The 14,512-nt window shown below is 68.6% G+C and carries 14 protein-coding genes; 5 read left to right on the forward strand and 9 right to left on the reverse strand.

Translation table 11 applies throughout. The annotated features are described in order from the left end of the window. Nucleotides 1-3 precede the first annotated feature (3 nt). Together rpsF and ACRSBM_RS40660 are read right to left on the reverse strand one after the other, a co-directional pair. Complete coding sequence (gene rpsF, locus ACRSBM_RS40655; RefSeq protein ID WP_355565778.1) at nt 4-378, reverse strand: 30S ribosomal protein S6; 375 nt, start codon at nt 376-378, stop codon at nt 4-6. A gap of 101 nt (nt 379-479) precedes the next feature. Beyond that, nucleotides 480-1,418 carry a hypothetical protein gene (locus ACRSBM_RS40660; RefSeq protein WP_434452027.1) on the reverse strand — a complete coding sequence of 313 codons (939 nt, stop codon included), beginning with the start codon at nt 1,416-1,418 and terminating at the stop codon, nt 480-482. Nucleotides 1,419-1,549: 131 nt separating this feature from the next. On the opposite strand from ACRSBM_RS40660, the gene ACRSBM_RS40665 reads away from it, so the two are divergent. From ACRSBM_RS40665 to ACRSBM_RS40675, 3 genes are read left to right on the forward strand one after another with little or no spacing between them, the layout of a single operon-like run. Next, nucleotides 1,550-2,320: a deoxyribonuclease IV gene (locus ACRSBM_RS40665; protein WP_434452028.1), complete on the forward strand. Its 771-nt coding sequence runs from the start codon at nt 1,550-1,552 to the stop codon at nt 2,318-2,320. A gap of 23 nt (nt 2,321-2,343) precedes the next feature. Then, nucleotides 2,344-3,720 carry a glycosyltransferase family 87 protein gene (locus tag ACRSBM_RS40670; RefSeq protein WP_434452029.1) on the forward strand — a complete coding sequence of 459 codons (1,377 nt, stop codon included), beginning with the start codon at nt 2,344-2,346 and terminating at the stop codon, nt 3,718-3,720. Nucleotides 3,721-3,739: 19 nt separating this feature from the next. Further along, nucleotides 3,740-4,747 carry a GDSL-type esterase/lipase family protein gene (locus tag ACRSBM_RS40675; protein WP_434452030.1) on the forward strand — a complete coding sequence of 336 codons (1,008 nt, stop codon included), beginning with the start codon at nt 3,740-3,742 and terminating at the stop codon, nt 4,745-4,747. Here ACRSBM_RS40675 and ACRSBM_RS40680 read toward each other — a convergent pair. From ACRSBM_RS40680 to ACRSBM_RS40690, 3 genes are all read right to left on the reverse strand, one after another. Further along, a complete protein-coding gene (locus ACRSBM_RS40680; RefSeq protein WP_434452031.1) occupies nt 4,659-6,272 on the reverse strand; it encodes a glycosyltransferase family 87 protein in 1,614 nt (537 codons plus the stop codon). The two genes, ACRSBM_RS40675 and ACRSBM_RS40680, sit on opposite strands and share 89 nt — an antisense overlap. 107 nt (nt 6,273-6,379) lie before the next feature. Further along, nucleotides 6,380-8,893, reverse strand: a complete 2,514-nt coding sequence (locus tag ACRSBM_RS40685) for a transglycosylase domain-containing protein (protein WP_434452032.1) — start codon at nt 8,891-8,893, stop codon at nt 6,380-6,382. Between the two features lie 362 nt (nt 8,894-9,255). Further along, nucleotides 9,256-9,654 (reverse strand): DUF5318 domain-containing protein, encoded by a 399-nt coding sequence (locus ACRSBM_RS40690; protein ID WP_434452033.1) that lies wholly within the window; start codon nt 9,652-9,654, stop codon nt 9,256-9,258. 164 nt (nt 9,655-9,818) lie between these two features. Between ACRSBM_RS40690 and ACRSBM_RS40695 the strand changes: the two genes are divergently transcribed. Both ACRSBM_RS40695 and ACRSBM_RS40700 read left to right on the forward strand, forming a co-directional pair. After that, the gene (locus tag ACRSBM_RS40695; protein ID WP_434452034.1) at nt 9,819-10,361 is read left to right on the forward strand and encodes a PadR family transcriptional regulator; all 543 of its coding nucleotides are present in this window, start codon (nt 9,819-9,821) and stop codon (nt 10,359-10,361) included. Between the two features lie 35 nt (nt 10,362-10,396). Then, nucleotides 10,397-11,482 (forward strand): inositol-3-phosphate synthase, encoded by a 1,086-nt coding sequence (locus ACRSBM_RS40700; protein ID WP_434452035.1) that lies wholly within the window; start codon nt 10,397-10,399, stop codon nt 11,480-11,482. Nucleotides 11,483-11,515: 33 nt separating this feature from the next. Here ACRSBM_RS40700 and ACRSBM_RS40705 read toward each other — a convergent pair whose 3' ends face one another. The 4 genes from ACRSBM_RS40705 to ACRSBM_RS40720 all read right to left on the reverse strand — a co-directional run bounded on the left by ACRSBM_RS40705 (nt 11,516) and on the right by ACRSBM_RS40720 (nt 14,489). Then, complete coding sequence (locus ACRSBM_RS40705) at nt 11,516-12,250, reverse strand: SDR family NAD(P)-dependent oxidoreductase (RefSeq protein ID WP_434452036.1); 735 nt, start codon at nt 12,248-12,250, stop codon at nt 11,516-11,518. 10 nt (nt 12,251-12,260) lie between these two features. After that, nucleotides 12,261-12,752, reverse strand: a complete 492-nt coding sequence (locus ACRSBM_RS40710; protein ID WP_434452037.1) for a ComF family protein — start codon at nt 12,750-12,752, stop codon at nt 12,261-12,263. Between the two features lie 109 nt (nt 12,753-12,861). After that, nucleotides 12,862-13,758: a DNA-processing protein DprA gene (locus ACRSBM_RS40715; protein ID WP_434452038.1), complete on the reverse strand. Its 897-nt coding sequence runs from the start codon at nt 13,756-13,758 to the stop codon at nt 12,862-12,864. A gap of 101 nt (nt 13,759-13,859) precedes the next feature. After that, nucleotides 13,860-14,489, reverse strand: coding sequence for an HAD family hydrolase (locus ACRSBM_RS40720; protein ID WP_434452039.1), 630 nt, complete (start codon nt 14,487-14,489; stop codon nt 13,860-13,862). Nucleotides 14,490-14,512: the final 23 nt, after the last annotated feature.

Raw genomic sequence — 14,512 nt, forward strand, 5'->3', positions numbered from 1 at the left:
TCGTCAGGCCCTGGCGGCGGCCTTGGCCGCCGACTTGGCCGACTTGGCGTCCGACTTGGCCGCAGCCTTGGCGGCCAACTTGGCAGCCTTGGCGGGCTCGCGGCGCAGGACCTTCGTCCGGAGCACCGTCTCCTGCAGACCGAGCTGGCGGTCCAGTTCCTTCACCGCTTCAGGCGTCGAGGTCAGGTCGAGCACCGCGTAGATGCCCTCGCTGTTCTTGTTGATCTCGAAGCTCAACCGGCGCTTGCCCCAAACTTCGACCTTCTCAACGTTGCCACCAGTGGTTTTGATGACGTTGAGGAACGTGTCGAGAGACGGCGCGATCGTGCGCTCGTCGAGACTGGGGTCGAGGATGACCATCACTTCGTAATGACGCATGAGGACCACTCACCTCCTGTGGACTCGCGGCCACGGGCTTTCCGTGGCAGGAGGGTCGTCGCGTCAGCAACTGACAAAGGTTAACAGAGCGCGTCCGGCGACTACGCAGGGGTGCGGCGAAGCACCCAGGTCCGCACCAGCGCACCCGTCACCAGGGCCAGCATCAGCACCGCGACCAGCACCGGAGCACCGACGCCGCCGGGACCGCCCAGCCTGGGCAACGCCGTCGCGCGGCCGGCCGCCTGCACCGAGTCGCCCTCGATGCCGGTGCCGTTGGACGCGCGCGGCACCTGCGAGCCGTACCGCACGCCGGGCGACGGCGAGTACAGGCCGGGCATCGCGAACGGCAGCGAGCCGTAGCTGAACAGCGGCACGCGGCCGAAGTTCGAGCCGATCGGGTAGAGGGAGAAGTCGCGGTTGCTCGGCGCGCCCGCACCCGTGCCGGGCAGGCCGGGAGAGGTGCCGGGGTGCGTACCGGGCTGGCCGGGCGGCGTGCCGGGCTGGGGCTGCTGACCGGGCGGTTTCGGCGCGCCGGGCAGTGAGCCGACGGCCTGTTGTGAGGCGTCGCCGACCGCCTTGGCGCCGTCCTGAACGGGCGCGACGGCCTGGTTCACGCCGGTCACCGTCACCTGGCAGCCCTGCGTGAGGGTCGCGCGCACGGTCTTGTCGAGGGTGCCGAGGATCGGTCCGAGCAGGGGCAGCTTCTGCAGCTCCGCCATCACCGCGTTCGCGATCGTCGCACCGCTGATGGTCGTCGTGCCGACCTGCACCGCGCCGATCGGCATGGGCTTGGCCTGCGCGAACGCCTGCTTGAACGGCTCGGCGAGCGGCGGTCCCAGCAGCGGGACGGCGCGCACGAGGTCCGTGACGGGCTGGGTGACGGCGGCGGGGCTGAGGGACACGGGCGTGCCGGGCACACCCTGCACGGACGTGGCGCAACTGCCCACGACGATGGGTTCCGCGGCTGTGGCGGAGGTGCTGCCCACAGAGGCGGAAGCCAGCGTCAGAAGCGTCGCGGCGGTGACGCTCAGCAGTCGCATGCCGACCCCTTTCCTACTCCCTAGTAACGACCGTAGGTCCTGGTGGTGACGTAGACCATCCCCAGTTTTTTCAGTTACTCCTATCGGCGGCGGCTGTGATGGCGTCATGGACGCCGTCTACCCTCCTGTTCATGCGCATCGGGGCCCATGTACGCGACGACGATCCGGTCGGCGCCGCGGCCGAACGCGGGGCCGAGGTCGTCCAGTTCTTCCTGGCTGATCCCCAGGGCTGGAAGAAGCCGAAACCCCACCCGCAGACGGAGGCACTGCTCGCCTCCGGCCTCGACGTGTTCGTCCACGCCCCGTACATGATCAACATCGCGTCGCTGAACAACAAGATCCGGATTCCGTCCAGGAAGAACGTGATCCAGCACGCGGAGGCCGCCGCCACCGTCGGCGCGCAGGGCCTGATCGTGCACGGCGGGCACGTCACGAAGGGCGAGGACCCGGCGGAGGGCTTCGCGAACTGGCGCAAGTTCTTCGAACGGCAGGTCGCCGAGGGCGGCTTCGCGGTCCCGATCCTGATCGAGAACACCGCGGGCGGCGAGAACGCCATGGCCCGCACGTTCGACTCCCTCAAGCTGCTCTGGGACGCGGTCGGCGAGTTCGGCGCGGGGTTCTGCCTCGACACCTGCCACGCGTTCGCCGCCGGTGAGGACCTCGTCGGCATCGTCGACCGGGTCAAGGCGATCACCGGCCGCATCGACCTCGTACACCTCAACAGCTCGCGCGACGAGTTCGGCTCCTCGCGCGACCGGCACGACAACATCAAGACCGGCACCATCGACGCGGACCAGCTGGCGGCCGTGGCCGCCAGTGCCGGATGCCCCGTCGTGGTGGAGACTCCGGACGAGGGCCAGGCAGACGACATCGCCTTCCTGCGCGACCGCGCCGGCCGGTGAAGACCGTGCACGAGGTGGTGAGCGTGACGCCCGAGCGAGGCGACGCCCGGCGTTTCGTCAACCGCTTCGGCAAGCCCGCCGCCGTCGTGCTCGTGCTGCTCTGCGGGTTCACGCTGCTGCTGGGCTTCGTCAACAAGGACCGCTGCACCGGTCCCGCGTTCGACCAGTGGGGCCGCACGCAGCCCGACTACGACGAACGCAACAAGGAAGACGTCTGCTACTCCGACATCCAGCACCTCTGGATCGGGCGCGACATCGACCGCCACGTCTTCCCGTACGTCGACGGCGGCATCAACAAGGACGGCATCCTCGTCGGCGGCTCGGTCGAGTACCCGGTGCTCTCCGGCCTGCTCATCTGGGCGGGCGCGATCTTCGCGCACAACGACGCGGAGTACCTGCTCTACTCGTCGCTGCTGATGGCGCCGTTCGGCCTGCTCACGGGCTGGTTGCTGGGCAAGCTCGCCCGCTGGCGCGCGTTGCTGTGGGCGATCGGGCCACCGTTGATCCTCTACGCCTTCCACAACTGGGACCTGCCGGTCGTCCTGTGCTCGGTCGCCGCGGTCTTCGTGGTGCACCGGTGGAACAGACCGCTGGTCGAACGGGCCACCGTCGCGTCCGTGCTGCTGGGGCTCGGGTTCGCGTTCAAGGTCTACCCGGCGGCCTTCGTGCTGCCGCTGATGCTCTTCGTCGCCACCGGCGGCTGGCGCGGCCAGGAGATGCCGGAGGGCAAGAAGGCCGACATCGCCGGCGCGGTCAAGGTCGGCCTCGCGTCGATCGTCACGGTCGTGCTGGTCAACCTGCCGTTCGCGGTCGCCGGCTACGAGGGCTGGCTCGCGTCGTTCGAGTTCCAGCAGCTGCGCCGGGTCGACATCACCACGAACTCGGTCTGGTACTGGGGCCTGCGGCCGTTCATCGGCGACGACGCGATGCAGTCGCTGGTCGGCGTCATCTCGCCGGTCGCGATCCTGGTCTCCTTCGCGATCGCCGCCGGCTACGGCTGGGTGCGCTTCCAGCGCGAGGGCAGCTACCCGTGGATCGCGGTGTCGGCCGCGATGCTGTGCGGCTTCATGCTGCTGCACAAGGTCCACTCGCCGCAGTACACGCTGTGGCTGGTGCCGTTCCTCGTGCTGCTGCGCGTGCGGCTGATGTGGGCGTACGTCTACTTCGTGGTCGACCTGGCGATGGGGATCGGGATCTTCCGCTGGTTCTGGGCGATCGAGTTCGGGCAGCCGGCCGGCATCTACGACAGCTTCTCCGCGCAGGCCGTGATGATCGGCGTGTGGGGCCGTGCGGCGCTGCTCGTCGCGCTGTTCGTGGTGTTCCTGAAGGCCAGGGACGTCACGGAGGATGACCACGAAGATCTGAAGTTCATCCGCGGAGCTGTAGCCGCGCGGAGGTGATCCGCCGCAGACTGCATCGGTGAGGGTGATCATCGCGCTGGCGTTGCTGCTGGCCTGTGGCGCCTCCGGCGTGCCGACGCGGTCGGAGGTGGTCCGCTGGCTGCCCGTGTGGCAGGCCGTGCCGACGCTCTCGGCCGCGGTGCCGGACCACGTCGTGCGCACGACGGTCGACCTCGCCGCGGGCGGCACGTCGGTCCGGGTTCGCCTGTCGAACCTGATGGGCATCAAGCCGGTCCGCGTCGAGCAGGTCACCGTCAAGGCGAACGGCGAGACGCGCGAGCTGACGTTCAACAGGTCCCGCGCCGTCACGATCAGCGCCCGCGCGGAGGTCCACAGCGACGCCGTGCGGCTGCCGGTCAGCACGACGCTGGAGATCAGCACACACGTCCCGAACGGCACACCGTGTCAGGCGCGCGCATGGCACACCATCACGTCGGCGCGCGCGTACGTCTGCCTGGTATCGGCGGTCGAGGTCGCGGGCTTCACGGCACCGGGCGCCGCAGTGATGCTCGGCGACTCGATCACCGAGGGGTACGCCGAGGGCAACTGGCCGTCGTTGGTCGAGAGCGACTACGCGGTGCTGAACGCGGGCATCGGCGGCAACGGCGTGGTGTTCGGCACCGCGCCGATGGTCACCCGTGTGTCTCGTGACGTCCTCTTCAGCGAAGAAGTGCGCAAGGTCGTGTTGCTCGGCGGCATCAACGACATCCAGCACGGCATCAGCGCCGAGAACATCATCGCGGGCATCCGCACCGTTCAACTGCGGTGCCGCAACGAGGGCGTGGAGTTCCACGTCGGCACCATCACGCCGTGGCGCGGCTGGATGACCTGGACCGAGGAGGGAGAACGGCAGCGCCAGGAGGTGAACGCGTGGATCCGCGCCACCTTCCCCGACGCCATCGACTTCGACGAGGCCGTGCGCGACCCCGCCGACCCGCTCAGACTGCGTCCGGAGTTCGACTCCGGTGATCACCTGCATCCGAACGCGACCGCATTCGATGCGATGGCTCGCCTCGTGCGGGTGTGACGATCTGCCGGTCCGGCGCATCGGCCAGGACACCCGCCAACGGGTCGTCGCCCGCCATCTGCACGAGGTCCCGCTCGGGGTGGTAGATCTCCCTCAGGATGACCACGCACAACGTGATGACGGCCGCGTCGCGCAGCAGCACGGCCCCGAGGAACCAGTCGATGGGCAGGCCCTTGTTGTCGGTGCCGAGGTAGAAGTACATGCGCGGCACCCACACCAGCGCGTCGACCGCCATCCAGGCCAGCAGCAGCTTCCAGCGCGGCAACGCCAGCACCGCCAGCGGCACCAGCCACAGCGAGTACTGCGGGCTCCACACCTTGTTCGTCAGCAGGAACGCCGCCACGACCAGGAAGCCGAGCTGCGCGAGTCTCGGCCTCGTCGGAGCTGAGAGGGCCACGTAGGCGATACCGGCGCAACAGGCGAGGAACAGCACCATGCTGACCGTGTTGAGCACCGTCGGCGGCTGCCCCTGCGTCAGCCCGGGGTCGAAGCCCTGCCACCCCGTCCACTGCATGAGGACGTTGTAGAGCGTGTCCGGGTCCGCGTTGCGTTCGGTGTTGAGGCGGAAGAACTCCTTCCACCCCGTGTGCGAGGCCGGGTTCAACGCGATCGGCGCGTTGACCAGCGCCCACGCGCCGATTGCCGACGCGGTGGTGGTGAGGCCCACCTTGATCCGGTTGGACCGCCAGCACAACAAGAGCAACGGCCCGAGAAGGAACAACGGGTAGAGCTTCGCCGCGCCGCCCAGCCCCAGCAGCACACCGGCGAGCACAGGCTTCTTCCGCGCCCACGCCAGCAGACCGGCCGTCGCGAACGCCGTCGCGATCGTGTCGAAGTTCGTGAACGCGTGGACGATGACCAACGGCGACACGGCGACGATGGCCGCGTCCCACATCCTGCGCCGCGCGATCCGAGCCACCGAGAACACCGTCACCAGCCACGCGACGGCCAGCCAGAACGCCGTGACGTTGAAGAACACGATCACGGTCATCGGCAGCCCCGGCACGAGCGCCACGAGCCCCTGCGCCACCCGCGCGTTCAGCCACATGAACAGGCCGGTGACCACCGGGTACTCCATGTACCGGACGTGCTCGGTCGGCTTGCCCTCGTCGTCCTTCCACGACGTGATGTACGGGAAGGCACCGCGCTGGTCGAGCCGTTCCGCGGTGTAGAGCGGCACGGTGTCGGAGTAGCACAGGGCGGTGAACTGCTTGCTGCCCCGCCAGTCCAGCTGCACGACGCCCTTGTCGTCGACGTACTGCTGGATGCACGGCGACTTCTGCACCCACCCCAGCGTCAGCGTGACCACGGCGAGCAGCAGGACCACCCGCAGGGCTGTCCAGAAGTAGTTCCGGCCGACCAGTGCGTGCTCGCCGAGCCGGCCGCCGAACGGTCTGCTCAGGCCGCGCGCGAGCGACTCGGTCCACGTGGGTGCGACCCGCTCTTCGTGAGTGAGCGAGTCGGTGTCCTCGGCGAGGTCCGGGGTGGAGGCCTCGGCGGGACGCTCGGCAGGGCTGCTGGGCACGTCGCGGATGTTACGGCCAAGACCGTTTCGCCGTGGTCAACATCCCTGGACCGAAGCAGGAAGGGCCCGGCGCGTGCGCGCCGGGCCCTTCAGCTCATGGTCGATCTTTAGGTGTCACCCGGATCCCGGCCCCCGGTCGGGTTGCCCGGGTTGGGCCTGCCCGACGTGCTCGGGTTGGTCGGGTTGCTCGGGCACAGCAGGCCCTGGCACGGCTCCCCCGTCGGGCGCGTCGGCCTGGTGGACGACTCCGGCGTGTTCGTGGGGGTGCTGGTCTTCGGTGCGCTGCTCGGCGTGGACGACGGCGGCTCGGACTTGCGCGGCGGGTTGAAGTTGCCGAGCGGCTTCGGCTTCGCGAACTGCTCCTTCTGCGTACCCGCGAGTGCCGCGTCCATGAACTTCTTCCACATCTGGCCGGGCAGACCACCACCGAACACGGGCTTGCCAGCCTTGTCCTTGATGGCCACGTTGCCCGCGTCCTTGCCGACCCACACGGAGGCGGACAGCTGCGGCGTGTAGCCGACCATCCAGGCCTTCGAGTTCTGGGTCGCATCGTCGGCGAGCTCATGCGTACCGGTCTTGCCGGCGCACTCGCGGCCGCCCGCGCACGGGATCTTCGAGTAGCCCGGGATGTCCTTGAGGGTCTCGGTGACGTTGTCCGCGATGTCGCGGCTCTTCTCCTCCACCGGGTCGAACGCCGGAACCGGCTGGTCGACGTGCTGGTAGAGGACGTCACCGTTCGGGCCCGCGATCTTCGTGACGAAGAACGGGGCGCGGTACACGCCGCGGGCCGCGAAGGTCGCGTACGCCGAGGCCATGTCGAACGGTCGCACCTGGGCGTTGTCCGCGCCGATCGCGATACCGGCGTTGGGAGCGCCGCCGCCTTCACCGACCAGCGTCTGCTTCTCCTGGCCGCCGATCCTCACGACCTTCGGAATGCCCGCCGCGTGCGCCGCGTCCGCCACGGCCTTGGGGCCGGTGTCGTTCGCCACCATGTCGTAGAACACGGTGTTGAGGGACTCCTTCATGGCCTGCTTGATCGGGCATTCCTTGCCGCACGTGGTGTTGCCCGCGTTGCGGATCGGCACACCGGCGATCGTGCGCGGTGTCGCGTCGTAGGTGTCGCCGATGCCCTTGCCCATCTTCAGGGCCGCGACCAGGTCGAACGGCTTGAACGACGAGCCTGCCTCCTGGATCGTGCCCTTGGCGTAGTCGATGCCCTTCAGGCCGTCCTTGCCGGGGTAGTAGGCCCTGACGGCGCCGGACTGCGGCTCGATCGCGCTGAGCGACGTGCGCAGCTCCGGGTCCTGGCCCTCCATGACGGAGTTCACGGCGTCGACCGCGGCCTGCTGCATCTTCGGGTCGATCGTCGTGTGGACGGTGACGCCGACCTTCTGCGCCTTCTCCATCGTGAGGCCGATGAGCTCACTGTCGATCTCGTTCTGGACCTGCTGGCTCACGCGGGCGAGCGGGCCTTCGAGGCTCGCGGGCTGCGTCTGCTCGAACGGCAGCGGCGTCGGGTACTGGCGAGCGTCGTAGTCCGCCTGGCTGAGCCACCCCTTCTCGAGCATCTGCTTCATCACGAACTCCCAGCGCTTCTTCGCGTGCGCCTCGTCCTCGGACCACGAGGGAGTCTGGATCATGCCCGCGATGAAAGCGGCCTCGGAAGGCGTGAGGTCCTTCATCTCCTTGTTGTAGTAGACCTGCGCCGCGGCCTTCATGCCGTTCGCGCCACGACCGAAGTAGACCGTGTTCATGTACGCGGTGAGGATCGTGTGGTGGTCCGACTCGTTGCTCATCTTGTAGGCCTTGACGAGCTCGGTGAACTTACGAGTCAGCGTCGCTGCCTCGTTGCCCGTCGCCTTCTTGATGTACTGCTGCGTCAGACCGGAACCACCGGAGCTGCCGCCGGTCGCCTGGATCCAGACGGCCCGGGCGATGGCCATGGCGTCGAAGCCGGGGTTGTCGTAGAAGTTCGCGTCCTCCGCGGCCATGACCGCCTGCTTGACCGTTTCCGGAAGCTCCTCGAACGTCAGCATCGTGCGGTTCTGACCGGGCGAGGTGATCTTGCCCATCTCGGTGCCGTCCGAGTAGAGCAGGGTGATCGTCTTGTCCTGGTCGGCCGCGATGTCGTTCGGCCGGGGCCAGTCGACGAGCGGGTACGCGATCGCGATGGCGGCCACCGGGCCGATGATCATCAAACCGATCGCGACGAACGCGCCGATCCGGACGCGCTTCCAGATCTTCTTCTTGCGCAGGCGGCGCTCCTCCTCTTCGGTGAGCTCCGGCTCGTCGTCGTAGTACTCGTCGTCGTCATCGTCGACACCGGCCATGAGGAACTCGTCGTCCGGCTCGCGGTGCGTGATCAGCTCCGGCTCGCGCTGCGTCGGCCGGTTGACCGGCGGCATCTGCGTGGTGCGTTCCTCACCGGGGTTGCGCGGCGGAACGGGGCGACCGGGACCGCCGGGGCCGCCGGGGCCGCCCTGCGGGCCGCCGGGACCACCAGGTCCGCCGGGGCGACGCGCGCCGGGAGGTGGTGCGATCGGCATGCCGCCGGGAGGCGTCGGGGGACGACCACCAGGTCCACCGGGGCCACCCTGCTGGGGGCCGCCGGGACCGTTCATGGGGCGTCCCGGGCCTCCCTGCGGACCTCCGGGCGCACCCAGCGGGCCACCGGGACCACCCTGCGGACCGCCTGGTCCGTTCGGGCGGCGTGGGGGCTGCTGCTGTGGGAAACCACCGGGCGGCGTGCCACCCTGAGGAGGGCGCGCGAAACCGCCGGGCGGGGTGCCCGGTCGAGGCTGATTCGGCATATCGCGTCTCGTGCCGCCGCCGTCCGGGTCGTCCCCGGTCGGCCACTGCGGTTCGCCTCCGCGCTGCCTGTCATCATGCTGGTCGTTCACGTGAAAAGGCCTCCCAGACCGGCGTGCGGGAGCACGCGGTTCGGTGGTCGTACTTCGTTCGGAGCAGTGTCACCTGTGGTGGTTCATTCCGCCGCAGTCCTCCTGCGTGGCTTTTCCAGCCCACGCTTCCCCAGGACGTATGACTGCACCAGGTGGTTCCAACTGCACGTGCGGCAAACTTCCACGACGTACACGGAGAACTCGTCGAAGAGTGTCGCCATCTTCACCAGTTCTTCAGGTGCGCGCGCTGAGCCGGCCGCGTGCTTGAGCTCGTCACCGTAGACCCACGACACGTGGGTCAGTGGTTCCTTCCGGCACACCGGGCACGGCACTTCGGTCGCCGTTCCGTGGAACTTCGCAGCTCGCAGCAGGTACGGGGACGCGTCGCAGACCTCCATGGTGCCCGTGCGACCGGCGTAGACCTCCGCCAGCAGCGCACGGCGCTGCAGCGAGTAGTCCACCACCTGTCGTTGGATCAGCACGTGCCCAGAGTACGTGCCGACTGCTTTGGCGAGATGGGCCGTTCAGGGCAGCGACCTCCGGCGCGGTATCACGGTGTGCCACATCCCACACTGTGAGGAGCCATCGATGTATCGCGGCGATATAATCGCTTCACCTATCGGTGCAGGCGCGAGGAGGTGACTCGTTGTTCGAGTTCGCGCTGCTCGGCCTGCTGCACGAGGCGCCCATGCACGGCTACGAGCTGCGCAAGCGCTTGCATGACCTGCTCGGAGCGTTTCGCGCGTTCTCGTATGGGTCGCTGTACCCAACATTGCGGCGACTCCAACGTGCGGGCCTGATCGTGGAGGAGGGGCCGGAGGAGCCAGCTCTCTCCTGGGGACGTCGGGCGCGCAAGGTCTACAAGCTGACGCCGGAGGGCAAGGAGCGGTTCGCCGACCTCCTGGCCAACGCGGGTCCGCAGACCTGGGACGACGACTCGTTCGGGGTCCACCTGGCGTTCTTCTCGCGCACGCCGGCTGACGTCAGGATGCGCATCCTGGAAGGCCGCCGGCGGTGTGTCGAAGAACGCAGGGAGGGGCTCCGCGAGCGGCTCACGCGCACGGGCGAGCAGATCGACCGCTACACCCGTGAGCTGCACAGGCAGGGCCTGGAGAGCACGGAGCGTGAGGTGCGGTGGCTCAACGAGCTCATCGCGCACGAAAAGCACGAACAGTCCGAGCAGGACTGAGCAGCACTTCATCGTTGAACAAGGAGGACTCGGCAATGGGCGAAAACCGCCGCACCGTTCGAGTGGCCATCGTCGGGGTTGGCAACTGCGCGGCGTCGCTGGTGCAGGGCGTCCAGTACTACCGTGACGCCGACCCGACCACCCGCGTGCCCGGTCTGATGCACGTGCAGTTCGGTGACTACCACGTGCGCGATGTCGAGTTCGTCGCAGCGTTCGACGTGGACGCGAAGAAGGTCGGTGTCGACCTCGCCGAGGCGATCGGGGCCAGCGAGAACAACACCATCAAGATCGCGGACGTGCCGCCGCTCGGCGTCGTCGTCCAGCGCGGTCACACCTACGACGGTCTCGGCCGGTTCTACCGGGAGACGATCGAGGAGTCCGACTCCGAGCCCGTCGACGTCGTGCAGGCGCTGCGGGACGCCGAGGTCGACGTGCTGGTCTCGTACCTGCCGGTCGGTTCGGAGGACGCGGACCGCTTCTACGCCCAGTGCGCCATCGACGCCGGTGTGGCGTTCGTCAACGCCCTGCCGGTCTTCATCGCGTCGGACCCGGAGTGGGCGGAGAAGTTCCGCGCGGCCGGCGTGCCGATCGTCGGTGACGACATCAAGTCCCAGGTCGGTGCCACCATCACGCACCGCGTGCTGGCGAAGCTCTTCGAGGACCGCGGCGTCCAGCTCGACCGCACCATGCAGCTGAACGTCGGCGGCAACATGGACTTCCTCAACATGAAGGAACTGGAGCGCCTGGAGTCCAAGAAGGTCTCCAAGACCCAGGCCGTCACCTCCCAGGTCGACCGCGAGATGGGCAAGCGCAACGTCCACATCGGCCCGTCGGACTACGTGGCGTGGCTCGACGACCGCAAGTGGGCCTACGTGCGCCTGGAGGGCCGCGCGTTCGGTGACGTGCCGCTGAACCTCGAGTACAAGCTGGAGGTCTGGGACTCCCCGAACTCCGCGGGCATCATCATCGACGCGGTCCGCGCGGCGAAGATCGCCCTGGACCGGGGCATCGGCGGCCCGATCCTCTCGGCGTCGTCGTACTTCATGAAGTCCCCGCCCGTGCAGTACTCGGACTCCGAGGCGCACGAGGCCGTCGAGAAGTTCATCCGCGGCGAGGCGTGACGTGTGGGGGCCGCTCTCGGGCGGCCCCCTCCTTCACCGCTTGGAGAGCCGCAGGTTCTGCCAGCTGCCGTCCGCGGTCCACCCGCCGTCGACGGGCAGCGCGACGCCGTTGACGTACCGCGCGTTGTCGCCGGCCAGGAACCGCACGGCCTGCGCGATGTCGTCCGGCGCGGCGAACCGGCCCATCGGCACGTGGTCCGTGATGTCGTCGTCGACGTAGTACCCGCCGGCCTGCGACTCGACGTCCATCTCGGTCTTGACCCAGCCGGGACACACGGCGTTGACCCTGATCCCCCGCCCGCCCCACTCGACGGCGAGCGTCCGCGTCAGCCCGATCAGCCCGTGCTTGGTCGTGTTGTACGCCGCCCGGTCCGCCACACCCCGTAGCCCGGCGACGGACGCGATGTTGACGACGCTGCCCGAGTTCTGCGCGAGCATGACCTTGCCCAGCGCCTGGGTGAGCAGGAACGGCCCGGTCAGGTTGACCGCCATGATCCGTTCCCACTGCTCGAGCGTCGTGTCCTCGAACGGCACGATGCCCGCGATCCCCGCGTTGTTGACCAGAACGTCGACCCGGCCGTGGGTGCGGGTGACGTGATCGGTCAGCCGCTGGACGTCCTCGGCGCTGGCGACGTTGCCGACGATGCCGTCCTTGCTCTCCCGCAGGTCGAACCCGACGACGGCGAACCCGTCCTCGCGCAGCACGTCCGCGATCCGCAGCCCCATGCCCTGCGCCGTGCCGGTGACCACAGCAACTCGTTGCGTCATGGCCGCCACGCTAGCCGCGCCGGCAGAGGCAGCACGTGTCCCAGTCGAACGGAACCGGCGCTGCAGGGCATGGCTCGTCGAGGTGCCTGCCGATCACCAGGCCGGCCACGTGGCCGGCGCCGGCACGTTTCAACGCGACCGCTGCCGACTGCACACTCGCGCCTGAGGTCCAGGTGTCATCGACCAGCAGGACGCTCCGTCCTCGGACATCGGCCGTCACGTCGTAGCAGTGCGGCCGCATCCTCCGGTCGTTCTTGCAGCTGGTCATGAGAGCTTCCGCGAATCGCCTGCTGGTCAGGCCGATGCGCCTGCCGAGAACGTCGACCAGCGGTGGAGTGCGGCCCTGTGAGCTGGGTACGACTGTCACGAGGTCGAAGTCGCTCAGACAATCCCCGTGCCTGGCCAGAAAGGTCGCGAGGACGTACGCCAGCTCGTTCGTGAACTGCCGCCGCACCTCGGCGGACTGGCTGTTCTTGTACTGGGACAGCACCCGTGCCAGCACCGTTCGAATCCATCGGTCGTGCGTCGGCATGTCACGCACACGTTCGGTCCGCGAGCTGAGGGCAGGACGAGGAAGTTGCGGTACCGCTCCAGAATGCGGCTGAGCGGGCTCACCTCAGATCGATCAAGTCCGGAACTCCGGCGCGCAGCTCGTCCAGCACGCGCAGCAGGTGGTCGGGACTCTCCAGGACGGTCGTGTTCGGCCGCTCCGCGATCTCCCGGCCCCAAATCGTGCCGGACACGACCTCGGGCAGCAGGAAGACGTGCCTGCCGTGTTCCAGCGCGAGCCGGGCCTGGATACGGGTGCCGCTGTGCTCGCCCGCCTCCACGACGACGGTCGCGATGCTGCAACCGCTCATGACGGCGTTGCGCATCGGGAAGTGGTGCTTGGCGGGACCGGCGTCCGGCCAGAACTGGGACACCACCGCACCCGTCCTGGCGATCTCCTGCTGGAGACCCTTGTTCTCCGCCGGGTAGCAGCGACGCAGGCCCGTGCCGACCACGGACACCGTTCGTCCGCCGGCATCCACAACGGCCTGGTGTGCCGCCGTGTCGACGCCTGCGGCCAGACCGCTGAAGACCGTGATGTCGTGCTTGGTCAGCGTCGTAGCGATCTCGCGGGTGATGTGGAGTCCTCGCGCGCTCGCGTGCCTGCTGCCGACGACCGCGATGCCGAACTGGTCTGCGGGGTCCAGAAAACCCTTGCACGTCAGAAAAGGCGGTCGCTGGTGAACCATGAGCAACTGAACCGGGTACTGCTCGTCGAGCACGGTGACGAGGTGGATGCCCTCGTCCTCCCAGGACTCGATCTCCTTCTCGACCAGCTCCAGCCGTCCGGCCACGTCGGAGGCGATGTGGTCCAGCGTGGGCTGGTCCGGGGTGAGCAGCGACTCCAGCACGGAGAGGGCGGAGCCGGCGTTCTCCACGGCGTTCGTGACGTCGGCCCAGCCGCGCTCGCTGTCGCGAAGTGCGAGCAGGAGCGCCGCCTGTTCACGCCGGTTCACCACGGTCACATCCTATCGAACACAGGTTCGACACGCTTGGCCGAATCGCCTGAAAGTGGGCGAGTCTAGCCGGAAAACCGGTGATCGCCGCTGGTCGTGACCGGCTACGCCAGCGCGTCCGGCAGGTCGGCGATCGAGGCCAGCACCCGCACCTGGTCCAGCACCTCCGCGGCAGGCGGGAAGTGCGGGTTCGGCACGGCGAGCACGGTCATCCCGGCGGCGAGCGCGGCGCGCAGCCCGTTGGTCGAGTCCTCGACCGCGTAACAAGAAGCCGGAGCAACGCCGAGCCGCGACGCCGCCAGCAGGTAGACGTCCGGCGAGGGCTTCCCGGCGGCGCACTCCTCCGACGAGACCGCCACGGGCACCGGCAGCCCGGTCACGTCCAGGAACACCTTGATCAGCACGGCCGGAGCCGAAGAGGCGATCGCGACCGGAAACCGTGACGCCACGGCCCTCACGGCCTCGACGGCACCGGGGATCACCGGCAGGTGCGCGGCGTACGCCTTCTCCATCTCGGCGATCACCCCGGCGGAAGCCTCGGAAGGAGTGAGCTGAACGCCGACGGCCGACACCAGGTACGCGCCCCACTCCGGCGTCGACATCCCCTGCATGTCACGGGTCGCGGTAGGAGTCCACGCCCCGCCGTGCGCGGCGGCGAACGCCTGGCGCACCTCGTCCCACACCTGCTCGGAGTCGATCAGCACGCCGTCGAGGTCGAAGATCACCGCATCCACGAGCAGAACCGTACCGCGCCTGA

The organism is Lentzea xerophila, from assembly GCF_051094245.1.
Lineage (GTDB): Bacteria > Actinomycetota > Actinomycetes > Mycobacteriales > Pseudonocardiaceae > Lentzea > Lentzea xerophila.